Origin of the sequence: Novosphingobium sp. ZN18A2 (assembly GCF_036784765.1) — a bacterium.
Taxonomy (GTDB): Bacteria; Pseudomonadota; Alphaproteobacteria; order Sphingomonadales; family Sphingomonadaceae; genus Novosphingobium.
On sequence record NZ_CP136651.1, the window covers coordinates 309,637 to 326,282 of the forward strand.

Annotated in this window: 19 protein-coding genes; 6 read left to right on the forward strand and 13 right to left on the reverse strand. The window is 65.6% G+C overall.

Annotated elements, in window-relative coordinates:
• The first annotated feature begins 24 nt into the window (after positions 1 to 24).
• Entirely contained in the window at positions 25 to 903 is an 879-nt protein-coding gene (locus RXV95_RS01575) for a CoA ester lyase (protein WP_338467275.1), read from the forward strand.
• Positions 904 to 918: 15 nt separating this feature from the next.
• Here the strand turns inward: RXV95_RS01575 and RXV95_RS01580 are convergent, their stop codons facing one another.
• On the reverse strand, positions 919 to 1,275 hold the full coding sequence (locus RXV95_RS01580; RefSeq protein WP_338467276.1) for a hypothetical protein: 357 nt from the start codon (positions 1,273 to 1,275) through the stop codon (positions 919 to 921).
• Entirely contained in the window at positions 1,272 to 1,967 is a 696-nt protein-coding gene (lipB, locus tag RXV95_RS01585; RefSeq protein WP_338468608.1) for a lipoyl(octanoyl) transferase LipB, read from the reverse strand. Before lipB ends, RXV95_RS01580 begins: the two co-directional genes overlap by 4 nt.
• 128 nt (positions 1,968 to 2,095) lie before the next feature.
• Here lipB and RXV95_RS01590 point away from each other — a divergent pair, with 128 nt between their 5' ends.
• Positions 2,096 to 2,914, forward strand: coding sequence for a hypothetical protein (locus RXV95_RS01590; RefSeq protein ID WP_338467277.1), 819 nt, complete (start codon positions 2,096 to 2,098; stop codon positions 2,912 to 2,914).
• Positions 2,915 to 2,989: 75 nt separating this feature from the next.
• Here the strand turns inward: RXV95_RS01590 and RXV95_RS01595 are convergent, their stop codons facing one another.
• Positions 2,990 to 3,616 carry a methyltransferase domain-containing protein gene (locus RXV95_RS01595; RefSeq protein ID WP_338467278.1) on the reverse strand — a complete coding sequence of 209 codons (627 nt, stop codon included), beginning with the start codon at positions 3,614 to 3,616 and terminating at the stop codon, positions 2,990 to 2,992.
• Positions 3,617 to 3,737: 121 nt separating this feature from the next.
• Here RXV95_RS01595 and RXV95_RS01600 point away from each other — a divergent pair, with 121 nt between their 5' ends.
• From RXV95_RS01600 to purH, 4 genes are all read left to right on the forward strand, one after another.
• The gene (locus tag RXV95_RS01600; protein ID WP_338467279.1) at positions 3,738 to 5,087 is read left to right on the forward strand and encodes an MFS transporter; all 1,350 of its coding nucleotides are present in this window, start codon (positions 3,738 to 3,740) and stop codon (positions 5,085 to 5,087) included.
• Positions 5,088 to 5,293: 206 nt separating this feature from the next.
• Complete coding sequence (gene rpe, locus RXV95_RS01605; protein ID WP_338467280.1) at positions 5,294 to 5,956, forward strand: ribulose-phosphate 3-epimerase; 663 nt, start codon at positions 5,294 to 5,296, stop codon at positions 5,954 to 5,956.
• A gap of 186 nt (positions 5,957 to 6,142) precedes the next feature.
• Positions 6,143 to 7,918 (forward strand): heparinase II/III family protein, encoded by a 1,776-nt coding sequence (locus RXV95_RS01610; protein ID WP_338468609.1) that lies wholly within the window; start codon positions 6,143 to 6,145, stop codon positions 7,916 to 7,918.
• Positions 7,919 to 7,928: 10 nt separating this feature from the next.
• The gene (gene purH / locus RXV95_RS01615) at positions 7,929 to 9,521 is read left to right on the forward strand and encodes a bifunctional phosphoribosylaminoimidazolecarboxamide formyltransferase/IMP cyclohydrolase (RefSeq protein WP_338468610.1); all 1,593 of its coding nucleotides are present in this window, start codon (positions 7,929 to 7,931) and stop codon (positions 9,519 to 9,521) included.
• Positions 9,522 to 9,769: 248 nt separating this feature from the next.
• Here the strand turns inward: purH and RXV95_RS01620 are convergent, their stop codons facing one another.
• From RXV95_RS01620 to RXV95_RS01665, 10 genes are all read right to left on the reverse strand, one after another.
• Entirely contained in the window at positions 9,770 to 10,453 is a 684-nt protein-coding gene (locus RXV95_RS01620; RefSeq protein ID WP_338467281.1) for a cell wall hydrolase, read from the reverse strand.
• A 212-nt stretch (positions 10,454 to 10,665) separates the two neighbouring features.
• Entirely contained in the window at positions 10,666 to 10,995 is a 330-nt protein-coding gene (locus RXV95_RS01625; RefSeq protein WP_338467282.1) for a DUF1491 family protein, read from the reverse strand.
• Complete coding sequence (locus RXV95_RS01630; protein ID WP_338467283.1) at positions 10,992 to 11,489, reverse strand: PaaI family thioesterase; 498 nt, start codon at positions 11,487 to 11,489, stop codon at positions 10,992 to 10,994. Before RXV95_RS01630 ends, RXV95_RS01625 begins: the two co-directional genes overlap by 4 nt.
• Complete coding sequence (locus RXV95_RS01635) at positions 11,479 to 11,940, reverse strand: PTS sugar transporter subunit IIA (protein WP_338467284.1); 462 nt, start codon at positions 11,938 to 11,940, stop codon at positions 11,479 to 11,481. The genes RXV95_RS01630 and RXV95_RS01635 overlap by 11 nt, the downstream gene beginning before the upstream one ends.
• Positions 11,941 to 12,074: 134 nt before the next feature.
• Positions 12,075 to 12,671, reverse strand: coding sequence for a ribosome-associated translation inhibitor RaiA (gene raiA, locus RXV95_RS01640; RefSeq protein WP_338467285.1), 597 nt, complete (start codon positions 12,669 to 12,671; stop codon positions 12,075 to 12,077).
• Between the two features lie 42 nt (positions 12,672 to 12,713).
• Positions 12,714 to 13,394, reverse strand: coding sequence for a DNA polymerase III subunit epsilon (gene dnaQ / locus RXV95_RS01645; protein WP_338467286.1), 681 nt, complete (start codon positions 13,392 to 13,394; stop codon positions 12,714 to 12,716).
• A gap of 73 nt (positions 13,395 to 13,467) precedes the next feature.
• A complete protein-coding gene (gene coaE, locus RXV95_RS01650; protein WP_338467287.1) occupies positions 13,468 to 14,085 on the reverse strand; it encodes a dephospho-CoA kinase in 618 nt (205 codons plus the stop codon).
• Complete coding sequence (locus RXV95_RS01655; RefSeq protein WP_338467288.1) at positions 14,082 to 14,936, reverse strand: shikimate dehydrogenase; 855 nt, start codon at positions 14,934 to 14,936, stop codon at positions 14,082 to 14,084. The genes coaE and RXV95_RS01655 overlap by 4 nt, the downstream gene beginning before the upstream one ends.
• Positions 14,933 to 15,520, reverse strand: a complete 588-nt coding sequence (locus RXV95_RS01660; protein WP_338467289.1) for a Maf family protein — start codon at positions 15,518 to 15,520, stop codon at positions 14,933 to 14,935. Before RXV95_RS01660 ends, RXV95_RS01655 begins: the two co-directional genes overlap by 4 nt.
• The gene (locus RXV95_RS01665; protein WP_338467290.1) at positions 15,517 to 16,362 is read right to left on the reverse strand and encodes a pyruvate, water dikinase regulatory protein; all 846 of its coding nucleotides are present in this window, start codon (positions 16,360 to 16,362) and stop codon (positions 15,517 to 15,519) included. The genes RXV95_RS01660 and RXV95_RS01665 overlap by 4 nt, the downstream gene beginning before the upstream one ends.
• Positions 16,363 to 16,646: the final 284 nt, after the last annotated feature.

Genomic DNA, 16,646 nt, shown 5'->3' on the forward strand with positions numbered 1-16,646 from the left:
GCGGCAACTGGAGACACACGCGCAATGACCCCCCGTTCCTGGCTTTTCGTTCCCGGCGACAGCGAGAAGAAGCTTGGCAAGGCCATGGAGACGGGGGCGCACGCCATCATCGTCGACCTGGAAGATTCGGTCGCACACAAGGCCAAGGCGCAGGCGCGCACGCTGGCCGTCCAGTGGCTGAAGGACCACGGCGCGCAGCCTGCCAGGCCGGGCGTGGAACGCTGGGTGCGGATCAATCCGATGGACGACCCGATGTGGCGCGAAGACCTGATCGCCGTAATGCCCGGCGCACCCGACGGGATCATGCTGCCCAAGGCATCCGGACCGGACCAGGTTCGCCTGCTTGCCGCCGAACTTTACGAACTGGAACAGGCGAACGGCCTGCCCTCGCTATCGACGCGCATCCTGCCGCTGGTCAGCGAAACGCCGATGGCGGCAATGACCATTCCCGCCTATCTGGATGCGCCGATGCCGCGCCTGTTCGGCATTACGTGGGGCGCGGAAGACCTTTCCGCCGCGATCGGCGCCACGCGCAAGCGCGATGCAAGCGGCGCGTGGACCGATACCTTCCGCATGGTGCGCAGCCAGGTGGTGCTGACGGCGCACGCGATAGAAATCGCCGCGATCGACACGCTCTATGCCGATTTTTCCGATCCCGAAGGGCTGAAGATCGCCGCCGATGAAGCGCGGCAAGACGGATTTGCCGGGATGCTGGCGATCCACCCGGCGCAAGTGCCCGTGATCAACGCCGCCTTCGCCCCCAGCGACGAAGAACTGGCAGAAGCGCGCGCAATCGTGGCCGCCTTCGAAGCCAACCCGAACGCGGGCACCTTGCAGGTGGCAGGGAAAATGGTCGACCAGCCGCACCTGAAACTGGCGCGGCAATTGCTGGCCGCCACGTAGGTCCGAAGCCCGCGATCAATCGCCCGTCGGCACGTCCGAGCCTGCGGCCTGTGGCTGGTTTGCGCCGGTTGCCGGGGCTCCGGTCGCAGGGGTGGCGGGGGCAATCGCCTCGTCAACCGCTTCCTGCGCCGCCTGCTTGTCCTCCGCGCTGGGCGGGGCGTCCTTTTCCGCCTTGCGCGGGGCGAGCGGCGCCTGCGATTTCGACCCGTCGAGGTCGATCATCGCATCGCTGACCGTTCCGGGCAGCACTTCCCCGCCGGCAGCGGCAGATTGCGCGGCGTCAGGCGCGGACTTGTCCTTGCCGCAGGCGGAAACGAGCGCGCTGGCGGCCAGAGCAGCGAGCAGGGCAGACTTGGGTATGGCGCGGGTCATCTGGAATCCTTCGGCGGGCACGCCCTGTCCAACGCGGCCAGGAAATCCCCGGCGCGCGCCAGCAATGCCCGATCCCATGCCGGGGGCGCAACCTCGATTCCCAGCTGTTCAAGGCTGGTGACGCCGAATTCGTCGATCCCGCACGGCACGATGCCGGTAAAATGCGCAAGGTCGGGCGAAAGGTTCACCGAAAATCCGTGCATCGTCACCCAGCGGCGGATGCGCACGCCGATGGCGCCGATCTTTGCCTCGCGCCCGTCCGGCCCGTTGGTCCAGATGCCCACGCGGCCTTCGGCGCGCCAGCTTTCCAGTCCGAAGTCGCCCAGCGTATCGATCACCCAGCCTTCCAGCGCATGGACGAAGCCGCGCACGTCGCGCGCGCGTTTGGTCAGGTCCAGAAGGATATAGCCGATGCGCTGGCCCGGCCCGTGATAGGTATAGCGCCCGCCGCGCCCGGCCTCGACCACCTCGAAACGCGGATCGAGCAGTTCGGACGGCGCGGCGCTGGTTCCGGCGGTATAGACGGGCGGATGCTCCAGCAGCCAGACCAGTTCGCGCGCATCGCCCGCCGCAATGGCGGCATTGCGCGCGGTCATGGCGTCAAGCGCGGTGCGATAGGGCACCGGCGCGAAATCCTGCCGGATTTCTATCGATTCGGCAGCGGGATCGGGGATCGTGGCAGGATTTTCCATCGCAAGCGCGAGATGGCCCGCCTTGCCGCGCCGCGCAAGTGCCCCCGCACATTTCACGCGGCGCTCCACGGGACTGTGCAGAGCCGCATCGCATCGCTAAACAGGGCGGGCAACTTATGGACCGGCCGGTGACAAAACTCGATATTTCCGCAGCATGGACCAGCGCAACGCGCATGGTTTCAGCCAACCGTGACATGCTTATGGCCATCGCGGGGGTGTTCTTCCTGCTGCCCGGACTGGCGGTGGCCGTGTTCATGGGCGATCCCGACATCGCGTCGAACGTCGATCCCAAGCAGGCGATGACGATCCTGGCCGAAACCTATCTTTCCGCCGCGCCGCTGCTGATCTTCGTCTCGCTTTTGCAGCTTACAGGGACGCTGATTGTGCTGATCGTGATGATAGATCCGTCGCGCCCCACCGTTGCCGAGGCGATCAAGCGCGGATTCGTGGCCACGCCGCCCTATTTCGGGGCGCAAGTGCTGGTCTATGTGGTGGGGGGCTTCACCATGCTGGCGCTGGCCAGCCTGCTGGCGGCAACGGGCGTCGCGGTACTGGCGGCCGCCGCGCTGGTGGCGCTTTTCGTCGCGATGGTGTGGGTATTGCTGCGCGTGTCGCTGGTCGCGCCGGTGCTTGCCAGCAGCGAAACGCGCAACCCGGTTACGGCGATAAAGCGCAGCTGGAGCCTGACGACGGGCAATTCGCCCTATCTCCTTGCGTTTTACGGGCTATCCGCGCTGCTGTTCTTCGTCGTTTACGGCCTGATCATGATGTTCGCCGGGGTCGTGCTGGCGCTGACCACGTCGGGATCGGTCCAGACGGTGCTGGCCGCGGTAGTATCGAGCGCGCTGTTTTCGGCCTGGCTGGTCTATTTCGCGGCGATGACGGCGGCGGTGCACCGGCAACTGTCCGGCCCGCCCTCTGGCGAAACCCGCGAAGTCTTCGAATAACAGGATAGGGGAATAACAGGGGAAGGGCGCGGATCGACGCGCGCCGGCCCTGCAGCCCCGCTGTTTCTTCCGGCCCTATTCCTTCCAGCCCCAGAAAAGCTGGCAAGGCAGCACGTTCCAGGGTTCGAAACCCTTGTCGATGTTCTTGAAGTGCAGCGCCATGAAATCACGGCACTTGGCGGAGAACTGGTAGACAAGGAACGCCCCGCCCTTGCGCAGCACGCGGTGCGTGGCGCCCGCGATCGCCGGGCCAACGCCATCGGGCAGGGTGGAGAAGGGCAGGCCCGACAGCACATAGTCGGCGTGGTCGAAACCGTGCGCCTTCACGATGTCCTCTACATCGGCGGCGGACCCGTTCACCGCGATAAAGCGCGAATCCCCGATCGTGCGCGTCAGGTATTCGATGAAATCGGGATTGGTATCGATCACGATCAGTGTGCCGTCGCGCGGAAGCCGGTCTAGCACCGGGCGGCAGAACGTGCCGACGCCGGGACCGTATTCGACGAAAAGCTTGCAGTTTTCCCAGTCGACCGGGGCCAGCATCTTGTTGATCGTGCGGCGCGAAGACGGGATGATCGATCCCACCATGACCGGGTGCTTGAGAAAGCCCTTGAAGAAAACACCCCAGGGTCCGAGCATTCGTTCTGCCTTGCGCTTTGCCCTGCGGAGCGCAGGCTCGCGCGCGGCTTGGGTGGAAGTCATTCGCGACAGTATCCTTTTCACGCAATATTGCGCTTTGGCGGGGCCGTCGCAAATTTGCCGACCGATTGCAAGCGTGGCCGGCACGGCGTAACGCTTCGGCACCAGAGGGGAGAGCCAAGTCGTGACAGCATCGTCGACCGATGCCAGCCGCCTGCCGCGCGACCGGCTTGCGCTGCTTTTTACCGTGATGCTGACCACCGCCGCGGGCAATACCGCGATGCAATCGGTCATGCCATCGATCGGCACGCACCTTGGCGTTGCCGACGTGTGGGTAAGCCTTGCCTATTCGTGGTCCGCGCTGCTGTGGATGCTGCTGGCCCCGTTCTGGGCCCGCCGGTCCGACCGGCGCGGACGCAAGGCGATGATGGCGCTGGGCCTGTCGGGTTTCGCGCTGTCCTTCGCGCTGTGCGGGGCGGTGCTTTATGGCGGGCTGAACGGCTGGCTTACCGCCGGCATGACGATGGCGCTTTTCGCGCTGTTCCGTTCGCTTTACGGCGGCTTCGGCTCGGCCGCGCCGCCCGCCGTTCAGGCTTATGTCGCCAGCCGCACGGACCGCGCCACGCGCACCAGGACGCTGGCCATGATCGTTTCCAGCTTCGGCCTTGGCACGGTGATCGGCCCCGCGCTGGCGCCGCTGCTGGTATTCCCCGGCCTTGGGCTGGTCGGCCCGTTCGTGGCTTTTACGGTCTTCGCGGTCGTCGTGCTTGTCCTGCTGCGCCTGCGCCTGCCCAACGACGATCCGCGCTATGCCGCGCGCGGAGAGATCGTGGGCGATCCGTACAGCGCCGCATCGGGCGCACGCAGCCTTGCGCGGCGTCATTCCGGAGAGGACATCGCCGAGGACGAGAACCTTGACGAATTGCGGCAGGACGAAAGCCGGCCGCACGGCAAGCTGCACTGGACGGACGCCCGGCTGCGGCCCTGGCTGCTGGCCGGCGTGTTGGGCGGGCAGGTGCAATCGATGATGCTGGGGATCATCGGCTTCCTCATCCTCGACCGGCTGGGCCTGCGCAGCACGCCGGACCTGGGCGCGGGGCCGACCGGCCTTGTGCTGATGAGCGGCGCGCTTGCCACCCTGCTGGCGCAATGGGGCCTGATCCCCGGCCTTTCGCTCGGCCCGCGCACCGCGGCGCTGTGGGGAATAGGGCTTTCAGGCATCGGTGTGCTGGGCGTGGCGCTGGGGCCGAACCTTCACAGCCTGGCCGCGGCCTTCGCGATCTGTTCGCTGGGATTCGGCCTGTTCCGGCCCGGTTTCACATCGGGGATGAGCCTTGCGGTCGCCCCGTCGGAACAGGGGCAGGTCGCGGGGATCGTCGCGGCGGTGAACGGATCGGCCTATATCGTCTCGCCGGCGATCGGCGTGTTCCTTTACGACCATGTCGAAGGCGTGGCGTGGATCATCATCGAGGCGTTCTGCATTGCCGTGCTGGCCGTCGGTATGAAGGGGCTGCCGCGCGACGAGGTGGAATAGGGGTTGAATCCCCACTGCGCGTGACCGGACGGACACGTTCACGTCCCGTTCGCGGCAAGCACCGGATTACCAACCCGAATCGACACAAACCGTGTGGAAAACGGGGGAAAACCGCCTTGTTGTGACGATTCGCGAGGGTTAAGCGAATCAGTTACATCCTGCCTGCTTTTCCGGGCAGCCGCACCTCACGGAAAAAAGCCGACCGAATGACCGTGCCGCTGATCTCCCCCTCTATCCTTTCCGCCGATTTCGCACGGCTGGGCGAAGAAGTGCGCGCGGTGGACGCCGCCGGGGCCGACTGGATCCATGTCGACGTGATGGACGGGCATTACGTGCCGAACCTCACCATCGGGCCGATGGTGGTAAAGGCGCTGCGCCCGCACAGCGACAAGCCGTTCGACGTTCACCTGATGATCAGCCCGGTCGATCCCTACCTCCAGGCTTTTGCCGATGCCGGTGCGGACCACATCATCGTCCACCCCGAAGCCGGGCCGCACGTCCACCGCACGCTTCAGGAAATCCGCCGCCTGGGCAAGAAGCCGGGCGTATCGCTCAACCCCGGCACACCGGCCAAGATGCTCGACTACCTGATCGACGAGGTCGACGTTGTCCTGATCATGAGTGTCAATCCCGGTTTCGGCGGGCAGAAGTTCATTTCCAGCCAGCTTCGCAAGATCGAGGCGGTGCGCAAGATGATCGAAAAATCGGGCCGCAAGATCTGGCTCGAGGTCGATGGCGGCGTCGATCCGCAGACCGCGCCGCTATGCGTCGATGCGGGCGCCGATGTGCTCGTGGCCGGATCGGCCACGTTTCGCGGCGGGCCGGATTGCTATGCGGCCAATATCGCCGCACTAAAGGGAGCCGGCTGAACCATGGCGGAAGATGGCGTCACTATTGCCCGGGGCACGACCCGCGACCGTGACGCCTTTCGCCCCGCGATCCCGCTCGGCGCCGGAGAGGAGGCCCACCTTATCGAGGACGCTGCCCAGCCCGACAGCAACGATGCGGCCGAATCCGGTTCAGTATTGGCCGCTTCGGAATTGGCCGATGACGTCATGCCGGAAACCGCAATACCCGACAGCGATATGACCGGGACTGGCAACCTCCCGCCGGATGAGGTGATCCAGCCGGGCCGCGCGCTGACCGTTACCGATTTCTCCGCGCCCGCGCTCGGCATGGGTGAACGCTTCGTGCGCTTCGCCTATGCGATGGGCCTGCCCTCCACGGTGCTCCACCCTTTCCGCAAGAGCGCGAAGCCGCGCCTGCTGGCCACCGTCACCAACCCGCTGGCCGGAGACAAGGTGGCGGGCACCGCGCTGCGTGCCGGGCACTTCCTGCTCCACGGCGTGAAGGCGCCTATCGCGGATACGGAGTTTTCCGGCCCGCGCCTTGCCCCGCCGTTCGAACGCATGGTGCACGGCTTCACCTGGCTTGCCGACCTTGAAGCCTGCGCCCCGCGTCAGCAGTGCACGCAAGTGGCCGAACGCGTGCTGGGCGCATGGCTTTCCGCCAATCCCCAGCCGGACCGGACGCCCGCGTGGGACGTGGGCAACGTGGGCCACCGGCTGATGAACTGGCTGGTTCACGCCCCGCTGATCCTTTCGGGCGACAAGCAGTCCCGCGCGAAAGTGCTGATCACCATGCTGGCCACCGCGCGCTGGCTGGACCGGCACGTGGGCAAGGCGCAGGACCGGCTTGGTGAAGTGGCCGGATGGTGCGGCATCGTTGCCGCCGGCCTTCTGCTGGAAGGCGGGAAGGCGCGGCGGCTCTATGGCGAAATGGGGCTGATCCGCGCGCTGGGCGAACTGGTGGGCGACGATGGCGGCGTCCTTTCGCGCAGTCCGCTGGGGCAGATAGAGGCAATCGCGCTGCTGGTGCGGCTGCGTGCCTGCTATGCGGCGGTGCGGCGCGATCCGCCCGAACAGATCGACGTCATGCTGTCGCTGCTCGTGCCGCCGCTGCTGGCGATGCTGCACGGTGACGGCGCCGTGGCAAGCTGGCAGGGCGCGGGCGCGGTCACGGCGGAACGGATAGAGGCGCTGATCGCGGCCAGCGGCGTGCGCACCCGGCCTTTGCGCGATGCGCGCCAGTGGGGATACCAGCGCGTTTCGGCGGGCAAGGGCGTGCTGATCATGGACGCCGCGCCGCCGCCACTGGCCCGGCACGCACGGTGCGGCTGTGCATCGACGCTGGCGTTCGAATTCAGCCACGGCGCGCAGCGCATCATCGTCAACTGCGGGGGCGCGGCGTTCGCGGGCGGGATGATCCCGCTGCGGCTGGAACAGGGCCTGCGCGCCACGGCCGCCCATTCCACGCTGGCGATAGACGATTTCAACTCCACCGCGGTGCTGATCAACGGCCGCCTTGGCTCCGGGGTATCCGAAGTAGAGCTCGACCGGCGCACGCTGGCGGCGGACAGCGGGCCGGGCGCGACGCGGATAGAGGCCAGCCACAATGGCTATGTCCCGCGCTATGGCCTTACCCACCGCCGCATCCTGATCCTGCGTGACGACGGCAGCGAGCTGCGCGGCGAAGACCTGCTTGTGCCCGCCGGCCGCAAGGGCAAGCGCGGAACGATCGGCGTTGCGTTGCGCTTCCACCTTGCCCCGCACGTAGAGATAGCGCAGGGCGAGGACGGGCAGGGCGTAACGCTCTCGCTGCCCGATGGCAGCCTGTGGCAGTTCCGTTCGGGCCGCGATGCGATCAGCGTGGAGGAAAGCCTCTGGGCAGATGGCAGGGGCCGCCCGCACGGCACGCGGCAACTGGTTATCGCGGCCAAGGTTCCGCGCAGCGGGGAGACGTTCTCCTGGCTGCTCAAGAAGATGAGATAGGGAAGCAAAAATCGTGAGCGAGGTTAAGATCCGCCGGGCACTTCTTTCAGTGTCCGACAAATCCGGCTTGGCAGAGCTGGGCAAGGCGCTTGCCGGGCGCGGCGTGGAACTGGTTTCGACCGGCGGCACCGCAAGGGCGCTGCGCGACGCCGGGCTGGAAGTGCGCGACGTATCCGACCTTACCGGATTTCCGGAAATGATGGACGGCCGGGTGAAAACGCTGCACCCGATGGTCCACGGCGGATTGCTGGCCGTGCGCGACAACCCCGAACACGCCGCCGCGATGGCCGAACATGCCATCGGCGCGATCGACCTTGTGGTGGTGAACCTCTATCCGTTCGAGGCAACGGTCGCCAAGGGCGCGGATCGCGACACGATTATCGAGAACATCGATATCGGCGGTCCCTCGATGGTGCGCTCTGCCGCGAAAAACCACGCCTATGTGACGATCGTGACCGATCCGGCCGACTATGACGGCCTTCTGGGCGAGCTTGACGCGAACGACGGCGCGACCACCACGGAATTCCGCAAGCTGATGGCGGCCCGCGCCTTCGCGCAGACCGCCGCCTATGACGCGATGATCAGCCAGTGGTTCGCCTTTGCCGACCAGCAGGAAATGTTCCCCGAGATGCTGGCGGTGAACGGCCGCCGCGTGACCGAACTGCGTTATGGCGAAAACCCGCACCAGCGCGCCGCGCTCTACACGCCGGTCGGCCCACACGCGAAGGGTATCGCGCAAGGGGAGCAGGTGCAGGGCAAGGCGCTTTCGTACAACAACTACAACGATGCCGACGCCGCGCTTGAGCTATGCGCCGAATTCCGAGGGCAGGGGCCTTCGGTGGTAATCGTGAAGCACGCCAACCCCTGCGGCGTGGCGCAGGCCGATACGCTGCTGGACGCATGGAAGGGTGCGCTGGCGTGCGACGATGTTTCGGCCTTCGGCGGTATCGTTGCCGTCAACCAGACGCTTGACGGGCCGACCGCCGAAGCGATTTGCGAGATATTCACCGAAGTCGTCGTCGCACCCGATGCCGACGATGCCGCGCGGGCCGCTTTCGCGAAGAAGAAGAACCTTCGCCTGCTGCTTACCGGCGACCTGCCCGATCCCCGCCGTGGCGGGTTGCAGGTAAAGCCGATCACCGGCGGCCTGCTGGTGCAGACGCGCGACAACGGCGCGATTTCGGAAGCAGACCTGAAAGTCGTGACCAAACGCGCACCGACCGAACAGGAACTGAAAGACTGCCTGTTCGCCTGGACCGTGGCGCGCCACGTGAAGTCCAACGCGATCGTCTATGCCAAGGACGGCGTGACCGCCGGTATCGGCGCGGGCCAGATGAACCGGCGCGATTCCAGCCGCATCGCCGCGATGAAGGCGGCAGAGGCGGCGGAGAAGTTCGGCTGGGCAAAGCCGCGCACGGCGGGCAGCGCCGTTGCATCGGACGCGTTCTTCCCCTTTGCCGACGGCTTGCTGGCCGCCGCCGAGGCGGGCGCGACCGCGATCATCCAGCCGGGCGGATCGATCCGCGACGAAGACGTGATCGCCGCGGCCGACGAAGCGGGCCTTGCGATGGTCTTCACAGGAATGCGGCACTTCCGGCATTGATCGGCCTTTGGCCGATCAATGTGGTCGGATTGCCGCCAGTCTTGCCGACCTGATACCTGGTTCAATCGGCAGTCTGGCGGAACCGCACCGGCCCGCTCCCCCACCCGGCCACCCGATCAGGATAATTCCATGGGTGGCCGGGTGGGGGAGTGGGCCGGTGCCGTAAGGCGTGGCCGGACGGCCATGCCGTCCGCCGGTCCGACAGCCGGATCAGGCGTCACGCCTGCCCGACCGGCGGCCATCAAGCCTCAACGATAAAAAATATGATTATCGATGCGCGCGACGCGGTGGTGGCTCCAGCGCGGCGAGACATAGGTCGCGTGGAAGAACAGCGCGCCCTTGGCGGGATTGGTCCACGCATTGTCCACCGCGATCTGCGCGATGCGCACCGCATTGGCCCATGCATGGCTCGACGTGCGGATATGCGGCATCGATCCGCGACGGACGAACGAGAACTGCGAACGCTGGAACACCACGCCGCAATAGCTGTTCGGGAAACGTCCGGACACCGCGCGGTTGATGACCACGCGGCCCACGGCGAGTTGCCCCGCCAGCGTTTCGCCCTTGGATTCGAAATAGATCGCCCCGGCAAGGCAGCGCATCTGCTTCGACAGGGTGGCGGGCACGGGCGTCTGCGCGACGAGCTCTGCCAGCGAGGCGGCTTCGGGCGCATCGTCGTCATCCGTGTCGACGGCGACGGTTTCGTCCACGGCACTGTCGTCAGCGGCCTCGGAATCGGGCAGCGGCTGGACAACGGGCTGGGCGATGAAACTGGGTGTGGTGGTTGCTTCGTTCGCGGCGGCCTGCGCCGCGGGAGTGGCCGTCTGGGTATATACCTGCGCGGCCGCGCCGGAACCTTCGGCGCTGAACAGGATTGTGACTAATGTCGCAGCAACGCTGAGCGCACTGGCATATCGAAGTTTCGTGCTCATCAAAACGCGGTCTTGTGCGGTGAACGAGCCGGTCACGGTGCGGCACGGGCAAGAACGGCTGTTTGCCGCTGGAGACTGCTCATGCCGGCGGTCCGTGGCGGACGCCCCCCGTCTGCGTGCTAGCGTGCTCCGCGGTGGTGCGGTGCGACGCCGCCTGCGCAACATCGGTGCGCGCCCATTATGGTTCGTTGCGCCAAAGTCAACCCGCCGGCTTAACTTTTCAGGATCAGCCGTTCGCCTTCGTCGATAGCCAGTTCAACAATCCACAGATCGTCATCCTGGCGGGCGCGCCGTTCAAGGTATTCGTCTATTTCCTTTTTATTTTCAGCGGTTTGCGTCTTGGATAGGGTCCACGCTCTGGTCCCGTCAAGCTGCGGCATCCGCTCGTAAATCCCTGAAGTTCCATCGCTTCGGGCCAGGACGACGATAATTGTGCCCGCATCGCGTTCACCTTTCCTGATCACCGCTGCGAAACCACCTTCGGACTCGCAGAGTCGAATCAGCGCGGAAACCTCAAGGTGGGCGGGAAGCCGCGCGGTCATTCGCCCGAAACGGCCCGGCGCAAGCCTTCGGAATAGCCCGGCAGACCGGCCAGCGCGATGTGAGAGCGCATGAACGTGCCCGTGCCGCGCCCGATTTCCTCACCCTCTTCGTCAACCAGGCGCGATTCCGCGACGAGGACGCGCCGCTTGCCGCTGATCCACTTGCCTTCGGCATAGACCGTGCCTTCGCGGATCGGACGCAGGAACTGCAGCGAAAAATGCGTGGTCAGCAGGAAGCGATCGGTGATGAGCGTGTTCGCGGCATAGAAGCCCGCATCGTCGAGCATCTTGAAATAGATCGTGCCGTGCGCGGCGCCCGCGGCGTGATAGCAATCGGGCGTGATATCGAACCGGATGCGCGCGCGGCCTTCGCCGGTGATTTCCAGTTGCGAACGGAACATCTCGTTGACCGGCGCGGAGGCATAAAGCCCTTCCAGCGCGCGCCAGTGGAGCCGCGCACCTTCCACCGCACCGCTGCCTTCTTCAGGCGGCATTCCGGTCTATCACATTGACCAGCAGTCCGTTGAGCGCTTCCACGTCCGTTGCGGCCACAAGGGCTTCGTGCATGCGTTCATCGCGCGTCATCCGCGAAATCGCGGCAAGCGCCTGCAGGTGCATCGCGCCGGCCTGTTCGGGCGAAAGCAGCCCGAAGATGCAATCCACGGGCATTCCGTCGGCCGCATCGAAATCGACCGGGTGTTCCAGCTTCAGGAAAACCGCGACCGGGCGCGAAAGGCCTTCGATGCGGGCGTGGGGGATCGCCACGCCACGGCCAAAGCCCGTGCTGCCCAGCTTTTCCCGCTCGTCGATCCGCTCGCTCACCTCGGTCCGGTCGAGCGCATAGACATCCGCAAAGCAATCGGCCAGCGCGTCGAGAATCTCGCGCTTGGTTTCGGCTTTGACAATGCGCACGGCGCGCGGGTCGATCGTAAAAAGAGCGGTCATCGTTCTGGACAGACGTATCTGTGCGGGGGGTTGGTCGCGCATGGCGACAAGGTCGCCGCTCCCATGCGCCTTCATGCCGTCATGCGCAAGCGCTGATTGGCCGCATGAAGGCGCGGGAGGCCGCGTCCGGCGGATCAGCGGGCCGGTTCGACCCAGCCGATCGTGCCGTCATCCCGGCGATACACCATGTTGTGCGCACCGGTTCCGGCGTTCTTGAACAGCAGCGCGGTGGTGTTGCGCAGGTCAAGCATCATCACTGCATCGGAAACGGTCGTTTCGGGGATGTTGGCGCGCGTTTCGGCCACGACCAGCGGCGCTTCGCTGGCTTCGGCATCGTCCGCGCCATCGGTCTGGAACACGGTATAACCCGCATTGTCCAGCGCCGCGGCATCATACCCGTCAACTTCCGCGCGTCGCGCCGCGTCGGCCTGTTCGTGCCGGTCCTTCAGCCGGCGCTTGTAACGGCGAAGCTGCTTGTCGATCTTCTCGGCCGCGGCATCCAGCGCCTGGTGCGCCTCTTGCGCGACAGCGCCACCCTTCAGGATCAGGCCCTGCATCACGTGGGTCACGATATCGCATCGGAAACCGCCGTGTGGCGCCTTGCCGAGCGTGACCTGCGAGGAAAGCGCCTGGGAAAAGTACTTGTCGACGATGCCGCCGAGGCGTTCCTCGGCATGGGCCTGGAGCGCGGCGCCGGTATCGACCTGGTGTCCCGAAACGCGAATTTCCATCTAAGACTTCTCCTGGTTTTGCCCCCGCCAAGCGGAGGGTGGTCAACGCCGCCAGATCGGTTCGTTCAACCCGTCAACGAATTCGGCGTGACGGGCGAGTTCATCCTCGCTGGCGACGTGCGGGCGCGGAGCCCGGAACTTGCGGGTCACCGAAATCTCGCTGACCCGGACTGTGGCAACTTCCGCATCGGCGGCAAGTTCCAGCCCGATCTGCCGGCCACCCATCAATTCCACGTAAAGCTGGGCCAGCAGTTCGGCGTCGAGCAGGGCGCCGTGCTTGGTGCGGTGGCTGCGGTCTATCCCGTATCGGCTGCACAAGGCATCGAGCGAAAGCTTCGCGCCCGGATGCTTGCGCCGCGCGATGGCGATCGTGTCCACCATGCGCGCACGGTCCACCGCATCCATCTGGCACTGTTCAAGTTCGCAATTGAGGAAGGCGAAGTCGAACCCGGCGTTGTGCGCGACAAGCGGGGAATCGGCGATGAAATCGATCAGCTCCGAAGCGCGATCGCGAAACAGCGGCTTGTCGGCCAGGAAGGTGCTGGACAAGCCGTGCACCGCTTCGGCTTCGGCGGGCATGTCGCGCTCAGGATTGAAGTAGGCGTGGAACACGTCGCCGGTGGGAACGCGGTTCACCAGTTCGATGCAGCCGATCTCGACGAGGCGGTCGCCGCTGCGGGGGTCGAGGCCGGTGGTCTCGGTATCGAATACGATCTCACGCATCATTATCTATATCGGCCCGAGACAGAGGCGTGACAAGGGCGCGAAAGGACTTCGGGCGCCCTTTTTTCGCGCTTCAGCCGCTTGTCAGCCGATTGACCAGTTCGCCAACCGCCGCGCGCGTCTCGGCAAGGGTGACGCCGGTGTCGATCACGTGGTCCGCGCGGGCGCGTTTTTCCGAGTCGGGCACTTGCAGGTCCAGGATGTGCGCGAACTTTTCCGGGGTCATGCCGGGGCGGGCCAGCACGCGTTCGCGCTGCACGGCGGCGGGCGCGGAAACCACCGCCACGGCATCGAGCAGGTCGGCGCCGCCCTTTTCGTAAAGCAGCGGGATATCGAACACGACCAGCGGCTGTCCGGCATGTTCAATCAGGAATGCCTGGCGCATTTCCGCCACTGCGGGATGGACGATAGATTCCAGCCGTTTGAGCGCGGCCTGATCGCCAAACACTTTTGCCCCCAGTTCCGCGCGCTTCACGCCTTCGGGGCCGGTGCTGCCGGGAAAGGCCGCCTCTATCGCGGGAAGCAGCTTTCCGCCCGGTCCCTGCAGCACGTGAACGGCGGCATCGGCATCGAACACCGGCACGCCCAGTTCCATGAACATCGAAGCGACCGCCGACTTGCCCATGCCGATCGATCCGGTCAGGCCGAGGATGAAGGGCTTGTGGTGCGCTTTGCGATCATCCCGCGTCATGACGTCAATTTCTCCCGCAGCTCGGCATCGTGTTCGCGCGGCGGCGCCTGGCCGAAAAACCGTGCGAACGCGAATGCCGCCTGCCCGATCAGCATGGAAAGCCCGTCCACCGTGCGGTGCCCGGCGGCCCGTGCGGCCTGCAACAGCCGCGTATCCACCGGATGGGTAACGATGTCATAGAACACCGCGCCGGGCGGTGCGTGGCTCATGTCGAAGGCAAGCAGCGGCTGTCCTGCCATGCCCAGCGGACTGGCATTGACGACCAGATCGAGCAGGCCCTGCCGGTCGTCGAAGGCGAAATCGGTGGGATCGGCGAAGTGCGCGATGTCCACCGCGTGGTGATCGCCGCCGGGATCGAGATCGTCCAGCAAGGCCCGCGCCTTGGCGGGATCGCGCCCGGCAAGAACGATCGTCAGCCCCTCTCCGGCAAGCGCCGCAACGATGGCGCGGGCCGCGCCGCCGGTTCCCAGCACGCGGGCCATGCGGAACAGGTGCCGTTCCGCAAGATCCGCGCGCAGCGGTTCAAGGAACCCCGGCGCATCGGTGTTGTATCCGGCCAGCCCGCCCGCTTCCGGAACGATCGTGTTGACCGCCCCGATGCGTTCGGCCAGCGGGTCCAGCCTGTCGAGCAAGGGTATCACCGCCTGCTTGTGCGGCATGGTGACGTTGCACCCGCGCCAGTGGGCATCGCGGCGGCGCGCGGCAAGATAGTCCGCAAGATCGCCCGCGAGCACGTGGCAGGCGCGATAGTCGGCCGCGATCCCCAGCTTTTCCAGCCAGAACCCGTGAATCAGCGGCGATTTCGACTGCGCGATGGGATCGCCGATCACTTCGGCAAACGGACGGCTCAAGCCGGGATCTCCCCCGCTTCGCGCAAGGCGCCCAGCAAGGGCAGCAAGGGCATGCCCAGCACGGTGAAGTGGCTGCCTTCGATGTTTTCGAACAATTGCACGCCCAGTGCCTCTATCCGGAACACGCCCACGCAGCCCGAAACGGCGGGCCATTCGCTGTCGAGATAGCTGTCGATAAAGCTGTCGGTAAGCTGGCGGACCCGCAGTTTTGCGACATCCGCGTGGCGCCAGGTCACGCGCCCGTCGCGCAGCAACGCGGCCGCAGCGACAAGGTGCATTTCCTTGCCCGAAAAGAAGCGCAGATGTTCGGCCGCTTCCTTGCGGTCCTTCGGCTTGTCGAACAGCCGGCCGCCCACTTCGACCAGCGAATCCCCGCCAAGCACCAGGCGGCCCGGCATCGAAACCGAAACGCACATCGCCTTGGCTTCTGCCAGGACAAGCGCGATTTCCGATGCGGGAACGGCAATCAGTTCGCGCTTCAGCTCCGCCTCGTCGCAGGACGAGGTGCGCGCCTCGTAGGGCACGCCCGCGGCATCGAGCATGGCCTTGCGCGATGCGCTTTGCGACGCGAGGACGATGGTCATATCGGCTTTGCTCCTTGCGAACCGCTGATCCCGGCGGCCTTGCGCTCGTTATACAGGTTGATCACGGCGGCGGCGGTTTCCTCGATCGAGCGGCGCGATACGTCTATCACCGCCCAGCCATTGTTGGCGAACATGCGCCGCGCGAACTGCACTTCGCGGGCCACCGCCTCGCTGTCGACATAGGCGGTTTCCGGCGCCTGGTTCAGTGTGAGCAGACGGTTGCGCCGCACTTGCACCAGCCGTTCGGGGCTGGTCGTCAACCCGACCACCATCGGCCGCCGCAGCGAATAGAGCGAATCCGGCGGCGGGCTTTCCGGCACGATGGGAATGTTGGCCACCTTGTAACCGCGATTGGCGAGATAGATCGAGGTCGGCGTTTTCGACGATCGCGAAACACCGGCCAGGACGATGTCCGCCTCTTCCCAGTTTTGCCAGCCGATGCCGTCGTCATGGGCAATGGTGAACTGGATCGCGTCGACCCGCTTGAAATAGGCCTCGTCCATCGCGTGCTGGCGGCCGGGCCGGCCGTGCGCGACCTGACCAAGCTGTTGTTCCAGCGCGTCCGTCACCGCATCCAGCGCCGCGACCACGGGCAGGCCAAGCGCGGCGCAACGGCTTTCCAGCCGGTCGCGCGTGTCGGCATTGACCAGTGTGAACAGGACTAGCCCCGGATTTGCGGCAATCTCTCCCATGATCCGGTCAAGATGCTGGAGCGAACGAACCATTGGCCAGAAGTGGCGCACGACGTCCGCATCCTCGAACTGGGCGAGCGCGGCCTTGGCGATCATCTCCAGCGTTTCGCCCGTGGAGTCTGACAGCAGATGGAGATGGAGGCGCTTCATATGGCGGTTTTGCGCGGTTTTCCGGTCATTTGGCAAGCACCTATGGACAGGGCTGTGGAAAGGCGTGCGATAACCCGCTGGATGCTTTCGCGGATATTCCGGGCCGCCGGTTTCATGCCTGCTATCCGGCATTCCATCCGCCACCTGTGGACATGTGGACGGCGTTTTCCCAATGGTCGGGACAGTGGGGATAACTCTTCGTTGACGACGGATTCCGCCAGAGTCGCATCGGCCAGTTTTCCCTTTGCGGCCCGGCACAATTCGGGCACAGGCGCGCCATCCCC